14 protein-coding genes, 1 tRNA gene and 1 pseudogene are annotated in these 17589 nt (G+C 69.3%); 9 read left to right on the plus strand and 7 right to left on the minus strand.

The features are described from left to right. Positions 1–98 precede the first annotated feature (98 nt). Together V2W30_RS14115 and V2W30_RS14120 are read right to left on the minus strand one after the other, a co-directional pair. Positions 99–1631, minus strand: coding sequence for a YfjP family GTPase (locus V2W30_RS14115; RefSeq protein ID WP_425244534.1), 1533 nt, complete (start codon positions 1629–1631; stop codon positions 99–101). A gap of 383 nt (positions 1632–2014) precedes the next feature. After that, complete coding sequence (locus tag V2W30_RS14120) at positions 2015–3652, minus strand: GTPase domain-containing protein (protein ID WP_338696613.1); 1638 nt, start codon at positions 3650–3652, stop codon at positions 2015–2017. A gap of 378 nt (positions 3653–4030) precedes the next feature. Here V2W30_RS14120 and V2W30_RS14125 point away from each other — a divergent pair. Continuing rightward, positions 4031–4103: transfer RNA gene (locus tag V2W30_RS14125), tRNA-Arg, on the plus strand. Positions 4104–5744: 1641 nt separating this feature from the next. Here V2W30_RS14125 and V2W30_RS41580 read toward each other — a convergent pair. The 4 genes and pseudogenes from V2W30_RS41580 to V2W30_RS14145 all read right to left on the minus strand — a co-directional run bounded on the left by V2W30_RS41580 (position 5745) and on the right by V2W30_RS14145 (position 9083). After that, entirely contained in the window at positions 5745–6281 is a 537-nt protein-coding gene (locus V2W30_RS41580; protein WP_425244679.1) for a tetratricopeptide repeat protein, read from the minus strand. Positions 6282–6350: 69 nt separating this feature from the next. After that, a pseudogene (locus V2W30_RS14135) lies at positions 6351–7892 on the minus strand (NB-ARC domain-containing protein); the annotation flags it as partial. Next, positions 7889–8299, minus strand: a complete 411-nt coding sequence (locus V2W30_RS14140) for a hypothetical protein (RefSeq protein WP_338696617.1) — start codon at positions 8297–8299, stop codon at positions 7889–7891. The gene V2W30_RS14140 and the pseudogene V2W30_RS14135, both read right to left, overlap by 4 nt. A gap of 478 nt (positions 8300–8777) precedes the next feature. Continuing rightward, on the minus strand, positions 8778–9083 hold the full coding sequence (locus tag V2W30_RS14145; protein ID WP_338696619.1) for a hypothetical protein: 306 nt from the start codon (positions 9081–9083) through the stop codon (positions 8778–8780). Here V2W30_RS14145 and V2W30_RS14150 point away from each other — a divergent pair. Together V2W30_RS14150 and V2W30_RS14155 are read left to right on the plus strand one after the other, a co-directional pair. After that, on the plus strand, positions 9025–9783 hold the full coding sequence (locus tag V2W30_RS14150) for a GntR family transcriptional regulator (protein ID WP_338696621.1): 759 nt from the start codon (positions 9025–9027) through the stop codon (positions 9781–9783). The two genes, V2W30_RS14145 and V2W30_RS14150, sit on opposite strands and share 59 nt — an antisense overlap. 798 nt (positions 9784–10581) lie before the next feature. Further along, complete coding sequence (locus V2W30_RS14155) at positions 10582–11046, plus strand: hypothetical protein (protein ID WP_338696623.1); 465 nt, start codon at positions 10582–10584, stop codon at positions 11044–11046. A gap of 133 nt (positions 11047–11179) precedes the next feature. Here V2W30_RS14155 and V2W30_RS14160 read toward each other — a convergent pair whose 3' ends face one another. Then, the gene (locus V2W30_RS14160) at positions 11180–11620 is read right to left on the minus strand and encodes a VOC family protein (protein ID WP_338696625.1); all 441 of its coding nucleotides are present in this window, start codon (positions 11618–11620) and stop codon (positions 11180–11182) included. A 205-nt stretch (positions 11621–11825) separates the two neighbouring features. On the opposite strand from V2W30_RS14160, the gene V2W30_RS14165 reads away from it, so the two are divergent. The 6 genes from V2W30_RS14165 to V2W30_RS14190 all read left to right on the plus strand — a co-directional run bounded on the left by V2W30_RS14165 (position 11826) and on the right by V2W30_RS14190 (position 17467). Beyond that, positions 11826–12059, plus strand: coding sequence for a hypothetical protein (locus V2W30_RS14165; protein WP_338696627.1), 234 nt, complete (start codon positions 11826–11828; stop codon positions 12057–12059). Positions 12060–12195: 136 nt separating this feature from the next. Continuing rightward, complete coding sequence (locus V2W30_RS14170; RefSeq protein WP_338696629.1) at positions 12196–13632, plus strand: carotenoid oxygenase family protein; 1437 nt, start codon at positions 12196–12198, stop codon at positions 13630–13632. 417 nt (positions 13633–14049) lie between these two features. Next, a complete protein-coding gene (locus tag V2W30_RS14175; RefSeq protein WP_338696631.1) occupies positions 14050–14568 on the plus strand; it encodes a hypothetical protein in 519 nt (172 codons plus the stop codon). A gap of 85 nt (positions 14569–14653) precedes the next feature. Then, the gene (locus tag V2W30_RS14180; RefSeq protein ID WP_338696633.1) at positions 14654–15496 is read left to right on the plus strand and encodes a DUF4097 family beta strand repeat-containing protein; all 843 of its coding nucleotides are present in this window, start codon (positions 14654–14656) and stop codon (positions 15494–15496) included. 193 nt (positions 15497–15689) lie between these two features. Next, complete coding sequence (locus V2W30_RS14185) at positions 15690–16682, plus strand: ATP-binding cassette domain-containing protein (RefSeq protein WP_338696634.1); 993 nt, start codon at positions 15690–15692, stop codon at positions 16680–16682. Then, positions 16679–17467: an ABC transporter permease gene (locus tag V2W30_RS14190; RefSeq protein ID WP_338696636.1), complete on the plus strand. Its 789-nt coding sequence runs from the start codon at positions 16679–16681 to the stop codon at positions 17465–17467. The genes V2W30_RS14185 and V2W30_RS14190 overlap by 4 nt, the downstream gene beginning before the upstream one ends. Positions 17468–17589: the final 122 nt, after the last annotated feature.

Raw genomic sequence — 17589 nt, forward strand, 5'->3', positions numbered from 1 at the left:
CGGACCCCCGCGCGCCGTGTCCGAACCGCGGCCCGAGCCCTCCCCGAACCGCGATCCCAGACTGCCCCCGCCCACCGGATCCCGCCGACGCCTGTGTCCTACCGGCCCGTTGTGGAAAACCCCGCCACCCGTACGTACTGCTCCCGCACCTCCCGGTACCGCAGCAGCTCGGCCGCGACCGGGTCGAGGACCCGGGCCCTGCCGCACGCGGCGGCCGCGTCCCGCAGGCGCCGTTCCGCGTCCTGCCCGTACCGCCGCGCGGGCCCCTTCGCCGCGAACCGGCAGGCCCACTCCACGCACGGACCGCCGACGATCCCGGCCAGCATCATCAGCGCCGGCACGCCCAGGTTCGGCGGCACGACCCCGATGATCTGCGCCAACAGCCAGAGCCCGCCCAGAATCTGAAGGATCGTCATGGATGCCTGGACGAGCACGGCGACCGGCCACCACCCGGGCCGCGGCGGCCGCGTGGCACCTCCGTGAGCGGTGCCCTCCTGAGCGGCCCCGCCGTGCCCGGCGCCCTGCGGCGGATTCACGGCGAGCGCGTCCAGCGCCTCCGGCAGCCCTTCGGCGCCGCGCGTCGCCGCCTCCCGTACGGCCTGCCCCCACGCGACGGGCAGCCCGGTCGCCGCGGCCTCGCCCACCGCGCGCACCGCGTGCTCGACGCGCTGGCGGGCCGTTGCCTCTTCCTCGGCCGGAGGTACGGGGGCCGTGGCCGGTGACGTGAGGGCGCGCTGGGCCTCGTACCAGCGCCAGAGCCTGAGCCACGGGGTGCCGCACGCCTTGTTGGCGCCGCGGGACCAGGCGCGCTCGGCGGCCTGCCCCGCGGCGGCCGCGCCCACCGCGTCGGCGAGCCGGTCGGCGAACTCCTCACGGGCCGCCTCGCTCAACCCCACCTGCCGCCCGGCCGCGTACACCGGCCGCAGCCGGTCGGCGGCCGCGTCGACGTCGGCGCCGATACGGCGGGCGGCGGCCGTCCGCTCGGCGGTGAACTGGTCCAGCGCCTCGCGCAGTTCACCGACACCCTCGCCGGTCAGCGCGGACAACGGCAGCACGGTGGCCCCGGGTTCGCCGTGCTCACCGAGCGCGATGCCGTCCTCGTCGAGCAGCCGCCGCAGGTCGTCGAGGACCTGTTCGGCGGCGTCGCCGGGCAGCCGGTCGACCTGGTTGAGCACCACGAACATCACTTCCGCGTGGCCCGCCATGGGCCGCAGATAGCGCTCGTGCAGCATGGCGTCGGCGTACTTCTCCGGATCGACGACCCACACGACGGCGTCCACCAGCGCGAGCACCCGGTCGACCTGCTCCCGGTGCTCGGGCGCCGCGGAGTCGTGGTCCGGCAGATCGACGAGGACGAGCCCTTCGAGCGGCGCGTCCCCGTGCTGCCCCTGCAACGGCCTGCGCCGCTGCCGCCCGGGGATCCCCAACCGGTCGAGAAGGCCCGCCGCCCCATCGGTCCAACTGCACGCGATCGGCGCGGACGTGGTCGGGCGGCGCAGCCCGGTCTCTGAAAGGGGCACCCCGGCGAGGGAGTTGAACAGGGTCGACTTGCCGCTGCCGGTGGCTCCCGCGATGGCGACGACGGTGTGCCGCGCGGACAGCCGCCGCCGCGCGGACGCCTCGTCGAGCACCCGCCCGGCCTCCGCGAGGGTCGCGCCGTCGAGCCGCGTCCGCGAGAGCCCGACGAGCTCGCGCAGCGCGTCGAGCCGCTGCTTCAGTTGTCCGTCGTACGTCCCTGAACCGGCCGCCGGGGCGCCGTCCCGCGCGCCTTCGCCGTGCTGGTCTCCGGCGCGCCGCGCGATGAGCCCGTCGTCCCAGGGCCCACTCTTCGGGGCGGCATCGCCCGCTCCTGAAACGGCACCGCGCTCGGCCCGCTCCGACTGCCCTGCGCGATCCGAACGATCGGTGCCTTCCGCGTGATCCGACCGATCCGACCGATCCGTGTGATCCGAGCGATCCGAGCGATCCGAGCGATCTGTGTGATCTGTGTGATCCGTGACGGCGGTCACCGCCCTCACCTCTCCTTCTGCAACAGCGACAGGGCCGCGATCAGCTCGGCCTGGGGTTCGGGACTGACGCCGAGAGTGTCGAGCGGCGCGAGCCGGCGTTCGCGCTCCGCCCCGAGGACGGTGTCGAGGTACTCGCTGAGCAGCCGCCCGCCGCGGTCCCGCAGCCGCAGGGCGGCCTGAGCGCCGATCCGCTCGGCGAGGTTCTCGCCGGCGGCCCTGGCCCGTCGCCCGCCGAGCAGGGCCGTGGCGACGAGCGCGGCGACGATCTCGGGATCGGGGGGCGCCGCGCCCTGCGCCTCCCCGACCGCCCGCACCTCCTCCTCGGCGTACTCCTCCAGGACCCGCCGCCACCGTCGTACGGCCATCCCGATCCGGTGCTCGGCGGTCTCCAACTCCGGGTCTCGACCCCCCAGTTCGGGCGCGCCGCCGCCCGGCTCGCGCCGCCAGGCCTCGTCCACCCGTTCGTCGGCGGCGGTCACCGCGCACAGCAGGAGGGCGCCCAAGCTCTCGACCAGGGCGTCCAGCAACTCCCCCGCGGTGGAGTCCAGCGGGTAGCTCCGCCAGCGCTTGAGGGCGTCACCGGCGAGCACCGCGCCCCCTTGCAACCGACTGCGCACGCGCGCGTGCTCGCTCTCGTACGCCTCCTCGACGGCCGTGGTGAGCCGGACGGTGGCGGAGTACTGGGTGGCGACGGCGGCGGCGAGTTCCGGCATCCGCACCCGCAGCGAGTCGAGCACGCCACGGGCCGTACGGGTCATGGCGAGCGCGCGGGCGTCCGGGTCCTGGGCGCGGTGGGTCAGCCAGGCCCGCAACGGCGCGACGGCGGTCGCCGGCAACAACCCTCCGTTGCCGGTGGACTCGGGCAGCTCGGGCACGGTGAACCGGGGCACCTCGCCGAGCCCGGCCTTCGTGAGCAGCGCCCCGTACTGCCGCGACACCTCGCCGACGACCTGATGCGGCACGCGGTCGAGGACGGTCACCAGACTCACGTCGTGGCTCTTGGCGGTACGCAGCAGGTTCCACGGCACGGCGTCGGCGTACCGGGAGGCGGTGGTGACCATGACCCAGACGTCGGCGGCGCTGATGAGCCGGGCGGCGAGGACCCGGTTCTCGGCGACCAGGGAGTCGATGTCGGGGGCGTCGAGCAACGCGAGCCCGCGCGGCATCGTCCCCGCGGTCTCCACCCGCAGCACCCGCTCCTCGTCGTCGAGTACGGGCGCGAGCGCGTCGTCCTCGTCGTCCTCGTCGCCCACGTCCGCCTGCCGGGGCACCCACACGCGCGTGAGGTCGGGCAGGACGCGCATCCCGGAGAACCAGTGGTGGTCGTCCGGGTGGCAGACGAGCACAGGGGTACGTGTCGTCGGCCGCAGCACACCGGCCTCGCTGACGATGCGCCCCACGAGCGAGTTCACCAGCGTCGACTTGCCCGCTCCGGTCGAGCCGCCCACCACGGCGAGCAGGGGTGCTTCGGGCGCCCGCAACCGGGGCACCAAGTAGTCGTCGAGCTGTGCGAGCAACTCACCGCGGTTGGCACGCGCGCGTGGCGCCCCCGCGAGAGGCAGCGGGAAGCGCGCGGCGGCGACACGGTCGCGCAGCGCGGTAAGTGCGTCGAGCAGCTGAGGCCGTACGTCCAAGGTCACCACATGTGAAGAATGCCCAACTTTGGAGCCTTTCTGAAGCATATGACCACCTCTGCGCGCCGATAAGACACCACCGGTCGTGTCCAGGACCGGAATCAAGAGGTGCGATAGCACACAGGGAGCGCACAGCGGGACGGAAGGGGAGAGAGGGGGCGCAGGCATAACGAGTGCACAACACCCGGGGCGTGAGACGCCAAAAGCGATGCACGATTCGTACCTGCCTGCGATTATCAGGACCGCTTCACTGAACCTCCACATCGAGTCGCAGGGACGAAACGGAGGCGAAGCAGCGAGGACAGGGACCCGGGAGCCCTATCCTTGTCCCCGGCATGGTCATGGATCACCCCCATACCCGAGACCACGCCACCCGGCCACACACCGGCCCCCGTAGCTCAGTGGATAGAGCAGGCGCCTTCTAAGCGCTTGGCCGCAGGTTCGAGTCCTGCCGGGGGCGCCTCTCGTAGGCCCCACTTCGGTGGGGCCTTTCTGCTGGTCAGAGGCCCTGTACGTGCGCACGCAGAAGCCCCGACCACTCCCCTGCCGATCCCGGGGCTGTCCGGCCGAAACCGGGTTTCTGCGGGTGGCTCTGTCGAATACGTGTCGAAGTTTTCGCGGCGGGTCAGTCGGGCCGTTCAGTCCGTCAGTCGGAGGCAGCAGGTCTTCGAGATCCCCCGCCGCTTCGAGGCGCCTCTTCAAGTCCGGCAACTGGCCGTCGACACATCGGGCATAGATCGCGAGCAGCACGGGGACGCTGTTGCCCGCCCAGTCGGCCACCTGAGCGGGCGGGATCCCGTCGTTGAGCCACTTGGCCAGGCGGGTGTGTCGGAGGTCGTACACGCGCTTGCCCATGGGTGACTCGAAAACGTGCGCAGGCTCCGGGTCTTCTCAAGATGAGACCGGGAGCGAGTTTCGCTCGACCCACTGGTCACGACGTCCCGCGGGGCGCCTGGGCGGCGGTTCACGTTGAAGGCCCTCACGCAGAGCCGTGCGCACGGGCACGGCGACAGGATCGAACTGTGCAGAGCGAACGCGCAGCAGAGCGATCGTGGTGGCCGTAAGCGTCTTGGCCGTGTTCTTCCGGCTATCGCCGCCAAGTTGGGTCCAGCGCGCATCCACCTAGGGTGCGACCGTGCCGAACGGCTCGCGCCAAGCCGGCGACTATCTATCGCACGGTGCACGTGGTCTTGCGGGCGCTCTTGTGCGTAAGGATCTTGTACACCTTCACGTCGTACGTCGTCTCCATCAGGCGGCGTCCTCACGGTCGTCGAGCCAGAGGTCCAGATCGCTCCGTCGGATCCTGAGGTCGCCGTTCGGGAGCTTGGTGCAGTGCGGCGCGCACCGCTTGGCACCCGAGGCGTCGTCGCCCTGGTGTTCCGCTGCAGGCCCGCGCGCGACATCTAACGAACGTCAAGGGAATCGACGGCAGTTGAGTGGCTGACACCCGACGAAGTCACGCAGTACATGGCCGAGGTCTACGGGATCCGACTTCTGGACGCCCTTGGTGGGGCCGACCCCCACGTGCGGAGCCACGACGGCAAGCACCTGACACCGGCGCGATAGGACTTTCACTACTTCATCAAGGCCCGCGCACGGCCCGTCGCGCGCGGCCCGTCGCCCGGGCCTGCGCTCCTGTCTATGCCCCGCTCCAGCCCGGCCGCCGTCCGCACGCCTGACAGCTTGGGTCGAGGGGTAGCCAAAACAAGCCCTCAAGCACGGCAACCGTCACATGGCACGCGTAGCAACGAGCGCTTCCGACTGCGGCCAAAAGGGACGACCGAAAGGCAGCCAGCAGCGAGGGAGCGGTGGCCCCTTACGCGGGACCCGCCGGCCGCAGGGCCCGAGTAGGGCGGGGCGCCGTGCCCCCGCCGTCACGGATGACGAGAGTGTGAGGCGACCGCACCACCGGAATTGGGCGGATGGGGAGCAACTGCTGCCGCGATGCGGTTGAGGCCGGCGTGGTCGCTCCACGTCGGTACCGGTATCGCTATGACCGATCAGCGTGTCGTCCAGTGCTGACGTGATGCTCATCAGGAGATGTGGGGACCGGCCCAACACTCAGCAGTTCGGATGGCGAAACCAGAGCCAGTTGTAGTCATCAATCAGCGGGCCGCTCAGCCACCTTGGCTCGCAGTTCCTCCAAGAGTTCATAGCTCCTAGCCGTGTAGGGGTGCTGATCACCGAGGCTTTGTTCGCGCCTGTGGGCCACTAAGGCCATCAACTCGACTGCCGGCTCTAATTCGCCGAGGGCGGCCAGGACTCGCGCGTACAGAAACTGCGCTGAAAGCGTGAGTGCGTAGTTGGGGCCGTGGCAGCGTTCGTAGTCTTGGGCGACTTGCCTCGCATCCTCGACAGCCGCTTCAAACCGACCAAGCCGGACCAGGGAGAAGGCGTAGCTGAGCCGTGACCCCAGGGTGACAGCGTGGTCAGGTCCCAAGTGAAGAGCGCACTCTTGCGGAAGTGGCATCATCGCGCCATCGACCTCAACAGCAAGGTCGGTTATTGGCAGGAACTCAAGCAGGTGAGCTCGAGACTGCAGCGTGAGCGGGTGCTCCTTTCCGAGCACCCGTTCCCGTCCGTCTGTGGCGCGTTGAAGAAGGGTGACGCCCTCCGCCGCATGCCCAAGCTGCTGCAATGGGTGGTTGAGCCCGAAATAACTGTCCAGTGTGTCGGGGTGGTCGGGCCCGAAGAGGCGTTCCCGGTCCGCAAGCACCCGCCGGAGAATCGCTTCAGACTCCTCGAACCGGCCGAGGCGGAAGAGCGCCCGGCCGGCCCGTGCGTGCGCGGAGAGCACCAACCTGTGTTCCGGACCGAGCTTGGGTTCCGTGATAGTGGCCGCGGTAGAGGCCAACTCCCGGGCTGACAGGTAATCGCCAGTACGGTGGAAGGCGCACGCCAGCCGTACCGCGACATCGAGAGCGCTAGCCACCACGGACGCATCAGCGGCATGGTGTAGCAACGCGAGGATATGCGGTGCGAGGAGGCTCAACCCTAGGTCCTGCGGACCCCGCTCAGGGATGGTTGGTACAACGGCGTCCAGTAACAAGGTTGCCGTACTGGTGAGCTGCCTTACCTCCTCGTGCGGGATGCCAGCCATCACACTGGCAAGCAGCACAGCATGGGTTTGAATGCATCGCGTGCTGACGTCAATCATCGTGGTCAGGGACTGATCTAGTAGTCCACGCAGCGCCACTTCGGCCCGCGGTCGAGGGACGACACTATTGATCTGCGGGTTGTTCAAGAGCGTAAGCGGCAGTGGCTCAGGCCCAAAGCAGGCGAGCAGACGGAGCAGGGAGGCCGATTCCTGCACTCCCTGGGCTGCGAGTGCGTCGAGAGATAGCTGCCAGGTGCGGGTGATCAGGTGCCGGTCGTCCCGTTGGACCAGAGCTGCAGCCCCTTGGTCGATAAGGCCCACGCGCTCCTGGCCTTCGAGGTGCTCACCGTATTTCTCCATGGTCCACGGATCGATGACCTGATGGGAGAGGAAGCCACCCGCCAGGGTGAGCGCAAGAGGGAGCCGTCCGAGCCTGTCCGCGATCTCGGCAGCTTCCTCCAGCGTCCCCGACGTTGGCGCAAGGTCGCACAGCACCTGCGCTGCCGCCTCGCGAGGCAGTACCCCGACGTGATGCAACTCGGCATGCGGCCACCATTGAGCCGCGGCCCGACGAGTAGTGACCAAGACCGTGCCGCGCGGATTGGCACGCAGCCAGCCGCCATCCTGCAGGATCTCCGGAGAATCTGCGTTGTCGAGCACCAGCAGCCAAGAAGATTCGGACGCTTCGAGTCGCTCCCATACTAGATCCGCAGGCGCCCGTAACCCGCTTCGAGCAGCGTTCAGCTGGCCTTCTGCCGCCCCTCTGTCCGCAGCCACGGCTAGCATGCCGCTGCGTAGACTGGCGCGATCGGCCGCATTGACCCAAAACCCGATGCGGTCACTTTCTGTCGTTGCGAACTGAAAAAGCGACCGAGCAACTGCGGTCTTACCGCAGCCGCCCATGCCATGAAGCACGTAGACCTGGTCGCCTACCCCCGGCGCGACTGCGGCTTGAAGAGTTCGCATCAGTTCGCTGCGGTCACGGAGCACCAACGGCGCTCGGCCACCGGTCGGCTGGCGTACTGATTCAGTTCCCGCCCACGCGCCCGGTCCGACGTCTCCATGGTGGTGGTGTTCGACAATGTGCTGATCGCCGGAAGCTTGGTAGACCCGGCCGTTATGGTCGGCGCGACCGTCCATGGCGCCCGTCATCGCTCAGAGATGCGCTGGTCGCGGCCGGCCTGGTAGATCCTGGCGTGGCCCGAGGCGGTGGCATGCTGCGTCACCTTCGGGGCGGCGCCTGTGTCTGGAGCGAGCTCGTCCAGCAGTCTCCGCAGTTCCTCAGCCACCTCCGGCCGGGCCACAAGAAGTCGTCTGATCCGACCTTGCCACTCCGCTTGAAGCTCAGCCTCGACATCTTGATCACTAGCCTGCGAGGCGGCCAGGAGCTCCTCGCGGGTGACATCGAGTTCTGCTGCCACGGCTTCAGCTCGCTCAGCGTGCTCACGGCGCCAGAGGGACGTGATCCCGTTCCGTACGCGTTCCCAGGCGTCAGTGGCCACCAGTGTGACGATGGTGGTTCCTGCGCTACTCGCCAGTGCGACGATCTCCGGATCCACAGTTCCCCCCGACCGTTACCTGACGTCAACGCCTCAACTTTATGGTCTGCTTGATTCGAAGTGGGGACACTTGGCCGCAACAAGCCCTCCAGTGGCGAGTTTGTGTCACGCGGACCGGATGTTGGCCGCGGTGATCTCGACCGGAGCGGCCATCACTCCCCGCGGCGCCAATGCCCTCACCGGGGTACCTCCAACGTGCCGCCACCGGCGGTCACCGCATGACAGCCACAGCCGCATGTCTCGTAGATCAGAGGTACGTCCGGCGTGGAGACGGCCGGTGCGAACTGTGCGCATGCGCTGTGCTTGCCGACCGTGCATGCACTCGACTTGTAGGGGACGGGGGTCTCGTGGGAGACGCCGGGGGGCTTACCCAGCGACATCAGAAGGCCCCCGTCGGTACGAAACCGACCGGCGGGGTGTGCCGTGTGCTGATCGAGCGGGCAGTACTGCAAATACCGTTGAACACGTTGATCAGCTCCTACCGCTGATTCCCAGGTCCCCGGACGTCGCCCGTCGCGGGGGTCTCTGTATGTACGGCGGCCCATAACGTGCGGCCGTTGAGGCTGTTGGCCAGGAGGCCGAATCGGTCGGCCTCAGCCACTGCTTTCAGGGCCTCCCGCCACTTGTCGGCTGGGAGCGAATCCGGTACCTCTGTCTTGATCACCAGGTGATCGGAGTGCTCTGTGACGCGGGGAGTGAGTCCGAGCACCGTTAACCGAGCAGCGGTGCCTTCGGCGCGTACGCCCGAAGCCCTTCGCCTCGCCGACGAGTTCCGCCGGCTCATCGCGGAGCACATGTGGGCACCCGGGGACCCGCTCCCCTCCCGCACGCAGATCGGTCAGGAACACGGGGTCGGCGAGAACGTGGTCCGCCGGGCTCAGGAACTCCTGATCTCGCAAGGCGTGCTCGAAGGTCGCGCTGGGTCCGGCACATACGTCGCCGAGCCTCGGCAGCGAGTGCGGGTCGTACGGTCGTCGGCGCGGGAGCAGCCAGGAGTCGCACCGTTCCGCGCTGACATGAAGGCCCTTGGCCGACAAGGCGACTGGGAGAGCCGGACAGATGCAAAGGTGCCGGCACCGGCGGACATCGCCGCTCGGCTCGGTCTCGCCGAAGGAGACCTGTGCGTCCGCACCACGTACGAGTTTCTGGCCAACGGCAAGCCGGTCCAGCTGTCGACGAGTTGGGAGCCGTGCGACCTCACCGCTGGCACCCTCGTCGTTCTCCCCGAGGGCGGACCGCACGCGGGTGCGGGAGTCGTGAACCGGATGGCGGCTATCGGGGTCACCGTCAGCCACGCGGTGGAGCAACCGGAGCCGCGCACAGCAACGGCCGAGGAGGCGTCGCTGCTGGGCATCCAGAAGGCCACACTGGTCACCCACATCCGGCGGACGTACTACAGCGATCAGGGACGCCCCGTTGAGACGGACATCGTGGTGCCGACCGCGCTTTGCGAGATCGTTTACGAGATCCCGATCAATCCTTGACCGCTCCGCGCCCTTGCAGCCCCAATGACTAACCATCACATCTCCCGCACCCTGTGGTTCCGCAAGGATTTGGCACACGAGAGCCGGAGACAGTACCCAAGTAGTCGCTTCAACGTCCTGCACCCTATCGATCGACAGGAGCCCCAAAGTGGTGACAGCGACAACCAGCCTCGCTACAGCAACGGTGCGCGCCGCGACGAAGTAAGTCAGCCCTGTATATGGGGCTTTTTGTGATCTTGTCTCCTGGCTCCGGGGTACATCGGCGCCTGGCCGCCGACTGTCGAATGCGTGTCGAAGGCAGCGTTACCACGGGCAAGAAGAGAGAACCGCGCCCAGGTCAGCGACCAGTACCGGATGAACACGCCAGCGCCCTCTGAGCGCTTGGCCGCAGGTTCGCTCGATGGCCCCAACTCGGTGGGAGCAGCCCGAGGTGTCAGCCGATCGACTACGCACCCGCTGGCGGAAGTACCGCCGCGCGAGTTGTGGAAGAACTGATCGCGACCCGTGGCTGGTGGCTGGTGACTCGCCTACGGGGCCAGTTGTACAGCAGCGAAGTACAGCGACCAGAGCGACCGTCCACGCTCGGCGACGGGCGCCATGGGCTCGACTTCGGCCGGTATGACGGTGGCCGACCGTTCTCTCAAGAGCTGTCAGAGCTACGGATAAGAAGGCAGTCGTGCCGCCTCCGTGCCGGATCGGACAGAGGCCACGGGAGCGCCGAGAGCCGACCGCAGCGGCAAGATGATCAGCCCACGAAGCGACCGAGCACGTCACACCCACTCACGCTTGACATGCGTTTTGAACGCGTTCAAGATCTGGTTCGGCAAGTACAGCGCGCTGGAGTCGTGGCGCCGTGATGATCAGGGGGACAGGATGAGCAGGGGGACAGTCGGACGGTGGCTAGCCGCTGCACTGGGCGCTGCTTCGGTACTCATCTCCGGGTGTGCGTACTCGGTCGACGCCGACGAGCTTCCCGGCGTGTACCGCAACAGCAAGACCGGCGGCGAGATCACGCTCGATTCCGACGGCACATTCACCGCCACTGATCTGTCGACAGACGCGCACACCGACCCCGAAGATTTGCACGGCCACTGGGACTTCGTCGACAGCAGCGGCAGCGACTTCGTCTACCTGGACATCGATGAGCGTGGCATCGGTGAGGTCTCCGGTGTCCAGCTCTACGCGCGCGGCGGAGGGAAGGTCGAGTTCAGCCGTCCGGACGGGTCGTGGTCCCTGGCGCTCACGAAGGTGTCCGCCCAGTAGATCTGGGCGCCGATCGGCTCCGGGCGGCCGCCCGAGCGCCGAGCACCAGAAGCGCGTAGGGCCGCAGGTTCGGGTCCTGGCGGGGCGCCTTGGTCGGGCTCCGTTTGGGCGGGGCCTTTGCTGTCGGCCGGCGTCAGTGCAGTTTCTGGGCCAGGCCCACGATGATGCCCTCCGGACCACGGATGTAGCAGAGCAGGTAGATGTCCTCGAACCTGGCGATCTCGCCGAGGAGTTCGGCGCCGTGGGGGCGTAGGCGGGCGACGGTGTCCTCCAGGTCGTCGACGGCGAACATGACGCGGTGGGTGCCCAGGATGTTGTGCGGCTTGTCGCGCGGGCCGTCGTGGGTCGCCGCGGGGGTGCGGTAACGCGCCAGTTCGAGGCGGCTGAGTCCGTCCGGGGTGCGGACCATCGCGATGTCGCAGTGGACGCCGGCCAGGCCCGTGCACTGGTCGGCGACGGGGCCCTCGACCTCTGCCGTGCCCTCCAGTTCCATGCCGAGTTCCACGAAGAACGCCACGGCGGCGTCCAAGTCCTCGACGACGATGCCGACGTTGTCCATCCGTTGAATCGCCATGCTCTGCTCACTCCCTCTGCTTGTGCGGTCGCTGATGACCGCTCCTGCCCCGGGGACGGAGCCGGCGGTCCGTTCTCGACATCCCCCGGACGCCGTCCTCCGGAAGACCTCGATCGTCGCTGAGCCGGGATTCATCCTGCGGGACCGACATCGTCGTCGTCGCCGTTCGGGGACCGTGCGTGTCGCGCCGATCCGGTGCCGGGGCGTGCTGCGGCAGCGCTGCGAGGCGAGCAAGGGCCGTCGGTCCTGGGTCGGCGACGGGCACGGTTCTCTCGCCCACCGGCTCGACGAACCCGGCGCCGCGCCGGTCGCGATACGGACGGTCTTCACCGGCGACGAGACCCTCGCCCGGACCGCGGAACGCCTTGAGCGGCTCGAGCGGCTTGAGCGCCTTGAGCGGGTCGAGCGGCTTGAGCGGCTCGGTCGTACCGCCAGGTGATCGTCCGGCGAACACACGCCGCGCACAGCACTCGACCCCGTCGCCGTTCCGCTGGATGGTGAAGGGGTAGCCGTTCCGGCGCATCCGGCGTGTTCCGTCGCGTCCCGTCCCATCGCGTCCCGTCGAGGAGGACTCCATGGATGGTCAGGGAAACAGTGCGGGTGGTGGAAATCCTTATCTGCGGGGGCTGTTCGCGCCTGTCCGGGAAGAAGTGACCGCGCACCGCCTGTCGGTGACCGGGCGGATCCCGGAGGGCCTCGACGGGCGGTACCTGCGCAACGGGCCCAACCCGCTCGACATCGACGACCCGGCCGCGTACCACTGGTTCAGCGGTCCCGGCATGGTGCACGGGGTGCGGCTGCGCGACGGGCGCGCCGAGTGGTACCGCAACCGGTGGGTGCGCAGCGACGCCACCGCCGCGCTCCTCGGCGAGAAGGCCATCCACGGGCCACGCCACCTCGACATGGACTACGCCCCCAACACGCACGTGCTCAACTTCGCGGGCCGCTGTCTCGCCACCGTCGAGGGCGGCCCGCTGCCGTACGAGCTCGACGGTGACCTCGCGACCATCGGCCCGTACGACTTCCAGGGCACGCTGCCGGGCGGGTTCGCCGCGCACACCACGCTCGACCCGGTCAGCGGGGAGCTGCACGCGGTCGCCTACTGCTGGGCGTACCCCTACGTGCAGTACCTGGTCGTGGGCGTCGACGGTCGCGTCCGGCGGTGCGTGAACGTGCCCGTCGAGGGCCGGCCGATGATGCACGACTTCTCGCTCACCGCCTCGTACGTCCTGCTCTACGACCTGCCGGTGGTCTTCAACGCGGAGCTCGCGACCTCCCCGTCCTCACTCCCGTACATATGGGATCCCGAGCGCACGCCGCGGCTCGGGGTGCTGCCGCGCAAGGGGCGGGCCGAGGACATCCGGTGGCTGGAGGTCGAGCCGTGCTTCGTCTTCCACCCCATGAACGCGTACGAGGACGGGGCGGGGCTGATCACCGTGCACCTCGTGCGCTACGACCGGATGTTCGGCTCGCTCGACAGCCGGGGGCCCGACGAGACGCCACCGAAGTTCGTCCGCTGGACCGTCGACCTCACCGCCGGGACCGTACGCGAGGACCAACTCGACGAACGGGCCGTGGAGTTCCCGCGCGTCGACCCGCGGCGCGAGACCGGTGCGCATCGGTACGGGTACGGGGTCCTGGAACCCGAGGACGGGTACGGGGGTGCCGGGCGGGCCCGTCGCCACCTGCTGACCCCGTCGTCGCCCGCGCCCGAACTCGCCCAGGTCGGGCTCGGCATCGTCAAGTTCGACCTGGAGCGGGGCGGCAGCGAGGTGCACCTGTTCCATCCGGACGGGGACGTCGGCGAGGGCGTCTTCGTGCCGTCCTCCGCCGGGAGCGCCGAGGACGACGGCTGGGTCCTCGCGTACACCTTCGATCCCGACCGGGGTGCCACGGACCTCGTGATCCTCTCCGCCCAGGATCTGAGCGGGGGGCCTGTGGCGCGGGTGCATCTGCCGGTGCGGGTGCCGGTGGGGTTCCATGGGAACTGGGTGCCGGATCGGGAGAGTTGAGGGGGCCGGGGCAGCCCGAGGGTGATCCTCGGACGGCGTTGCGGCCCTGCGCGGTGGCGGGGCGCGCCTCGGGGGCTGGGGCGTGCCCGGGGGGGCTGGGGCGTGCGGGGAGGCTGGGGCGTGCCGGGTGGCGGTTCGCGTCGCCTGGTGCCTCATGGCGTGGCGTGGCGTTGCGTCGCGTTGCGTGGCAATGCGTTGCGTGGCGTCGCCTGGCACCTCGTGGCGTCGCATGGCGCCGGATCCGTTGGAGTGTGGCGCCTCGTAGTGCCACGTTATGCCACATCGACGCCATTCGTTTCACTCAGAGATGTGCATGAGGGGTTCAGTGCGCCGATTTTGCGGCCCCGACCTGCACATACGCCAATCTCGCGCCATTAGAGGTTGCGTGTGGCGCCACGATGGTGCCACTATGACGTCATGGACCTCACGCCGTATGTCGACATTCTCCGCCGGGAACTCGCGGTGGCCGCCGAAGCCGGCGGCGACGAAGCTCGCGAGCTGGCCGAGCGGCTCACCGCCCCCCTGGAGTCGGCCGCCCGACTGACCCTGCTCAATGTGCTTTCCGCCGCGATGGACGAGATCACCCGTGAACTCGCCCCCGGTTCCGTCGACGTACGACTGCGTGGGCTCGACCCCGATTTCCAGGTGACGCTGCCGCCCACCGACCGCGGCGCCCCCGCGGAGCCGACCGCGCCGGCCGAGGTCTTCAAGACCTCCGTCCCGGCCGACGGCGACGAGGGCGGCACCGCCCGCGTCAACCTGCGACTGCCGGCCCACCTCAAGGCGCGCGCCGAGGAGGCCGCGAGCCGCGAGGGCCTGTCGGTCAACGCGTGGCTGGTGCGCGCCGTGTCGGCCGCGGTCGACGGCGGCGCCCGGCCGCGTACACCGGAGCGGACCACGTCCGTCGGGCAGAGCTTCACGGGCTGGGTGCGCTAGCACCGCGCCGGCCCCACGGAACGAGAACGGCACACCACGTCCCACCAGCGGGGACGCCCCAACGAGTCAAGAGGACGGGACAGCCATGCCTACTTTCGACACCCCCGAAGCGATCTCGGTCACCGCCCACGTGGGCGCCGGTTCCATCCAGTTCACCGCGAGTGACCGCACCGACACCGTCGTCGAGGTGCTGCCGGGCGACCCCCACCGGGACAAGGACGTACGGGCCGCCGAGCAGACCGAGGTCTCGTTCGCGGGCGGCGCCCTCACCGTGCGAACGAAGGAACGCCGCATGATCGGCCCCAGCGGCGTCGTCCGCGTGACGGTCGACCTGCCCACCGGCTCGCGCATCGACACGACCGGCGCCTGGACCCAGGTGCTCGGCGAGGGCCGGCTCGGCGACGTCCGCGTGAAGATCTCGACCGGCGACGTCCGCTTCGACACCACCGGGCCGCTGCACCTCGCCGTCTCGCACGGCGCGATCACCGTCGACCGGGTTCAGGGCGACGCGGAGATCACCTCCAGCTCCGGCAGCATCCGGGTCGGGCACGTGGACGGCACGGCCGTCGTGAAGAACTCGCACGGCAGCACCGCCGTCGGCACCGCCACCGGCGAACTGCGGGTCAGCGGCGCCAACGGCGACATCGACATCCAGCGCGCCGAGAGCTCCGTCGCCGCCGCCACCGCCCACGGCGCCCTGCGCGTGGCCGAAGTGGTCCGTGGCACGGTCCAGTTGGAGACCTCGTACGGGTCCATCGACATCGGCGTCCGCGAGGGTACGGCCGCCTGGCTCGACGCCAGTTCCGGGCAGGGGCAGGTGCGCAACGCGCTCACCGCCTCCGATTCCCCCGAGGAGACCGACGACCGGGTCGAGGTCCGCGCCCGTACCAAGTACGGCAACATCGACGTCCGCCGCTCCAAGAGCTGAGCCGACGCCCCCCTCACCCCGTGCAGCTCATTTCACCCCCGTGCAGCTCCCTTAGCTCGTACAGCACGTCGAGCACGTCGAGCACGTCGAGCACGTAGAGCACTTACAGCGCTTAGGGGTTCGCCCCGCGCCTCGCGCCTTCTTCTCCGCTTACTCACCCCTCGAACTGGAGGGCCTCATGCCTTCTTCTGTCATGCCCATGTCTAGGAAAGGCGACGGTCAACTGCCGCCCGCCGCCATCTCCACCGTCGGCCTGCGCAAGTCGTTCGGCGAGAAGACCGTTCTCGACGGCATCGATCTGCGGATCCCCGCCGGTTCCGTCTTCGCTCTGCTCGGGCCGAACGGTGCCGGGAAGACCACGACCGTGCAGATCCTGTCCACGCTCCTCGACGCCGACGGCGGGCAGGCGCAGGTCGCCGGGCACGACGTCGCCACGTCGCCGGACGGGGTGCGCGCCGCGATCGGTGTCACCGGGCAGTTCGCCGCGCTCGACGACATGCTCACCGCCGAGGAGAACCTGCACCTCATGGCCGACCTGCTCCGGCTCGGCAAGCGCGAGGGCAGGAAGCGCGCCCAGGAACTCCTGGAACGGTTCGACATCGCGGACGTCGCCAAGAACCGCGCCGCCACCTTCTCCGGCGGCATGCGGCGCCGGCTCGACCTCGCCATGACGCTCGTCGGCGACCCGCGCGTGATCTTCCTCGACGAGCCGACGACCGGGCTCGACCCGCGCAGCCGCCGCACCATGTGGGAGACCGTCAGGTCGCTGGTCGCCGGGGGCGTCACCGTCTTCCTCACCACGCAGTACCTGGAGGAGGCCGACCAGCTGGCGGACCGGATCGCCGTGCTCGACGGCGGCCGGATCGTCGCCGAGGGCACCGCCGACGAGCTCAAGGCGCAGATCCCCGGCAGTCACGTACGCCTGCGGTTCAACGAGTTCGACGAGTACGAGCGCGCCGCCGGCGCCTTCCCCGCCGCCGCCCGCGACGACGAGAACCTCGCCCTGCGCATCGCGAGCGACGGTGATCTCGCCGCCCTGCGCACCCTGTTCGACCGGCTCGACGCGCACGGTGTGCGGGCCGCTGACTTCTCCGTGCACACCCCCGACCTCGACGACGTGTTCCTCGCCCTGACCGGCGACGGCGCGACGGCCGGCTCCCTCCACATCAAGGAGACCCAGCGATGAGCACCCTCACGTACACCGTGCACGACTCGATGACGATGCTGCGGCGCAACCTCAAACACGCGCTGCGCTACCCCGCCGTGTCACTCGGCCCGGCGATGATGCCCATCCTGATGCTGCTGCTCTTCGTGTACGCCTTCGGGGACTCGATCGGCGCGGGGCTGCCCGGCGACGGCGGCCGGTCGGCCTATCTGGAGTATCTGACGCCCGGCATCATCATCATGGGTGTGGCCGCCGGGGCCATGTCGACGTCGATCGCGGTCTGCCAGGACATGACCGAGGGCATCATCAACCGCTTCCGCACCATGAACATCACCCGTTCGTCCTTCATGACGGGTCATGTCCTCGGCAGTGTTCTCACGACCCTGGTGAGTCTGGTCCTGGTCGTGCTCGTGGCGGTCGCGCTGGGCTTCCGGCCCGACGCCAACCCGGTCGAGTGGCTGGCGGCGGCCGGACTGCTCACGGCCATCGCCTTCGCGGTGGCGTGGCTGTCGGCGGCGCTCGGGCTCATCTCCAAGACGGTCGAGTCCGCGAGCAACAAGCCCCTGCTCATCCAGTTCCTGCCGTTCATCGGCTCCGCTTTCGTGCCGGCCGAGTCGATGGCACCGGGCCTGCGCTGGTTCGCCGAAAACCAGCCGTTCACGCCGATGACCGAGACGCTGCGCGGGCTGCTCACCGGCTCGGAGATCGGCAACGACGGCTGGGTCTCGCTCGCCTGGTGCGTCGGGATCACGCTGGTCGGCTACCTCTGGTCGCGGTCGCTGTTCGCCCGCACCACCAAGCGCTGAGTCCTTCGGCTCTGCGCGACCGCCTGAGCTTCCTGAAAGCGCCCGCCGGGACGGTGGGTGCTTTCAGCTTGAGTGGGGTGGGGGTAGGGGTGGGATCGGGGGTGGGGTTGGCGGTGGGGGTG

The sequence above is a fragment of the Streptomyces sp. Q6 genome (genome assembly GCF_036967205.1).
In the GTDB taxonomy this organism is placed as follows: domain Bacteria; phylum Actinomycetota; class Actinomycetes; order Streptomycetales; family Streptomycetaceae; genus Streptomyces; species Streptomyces citrinus.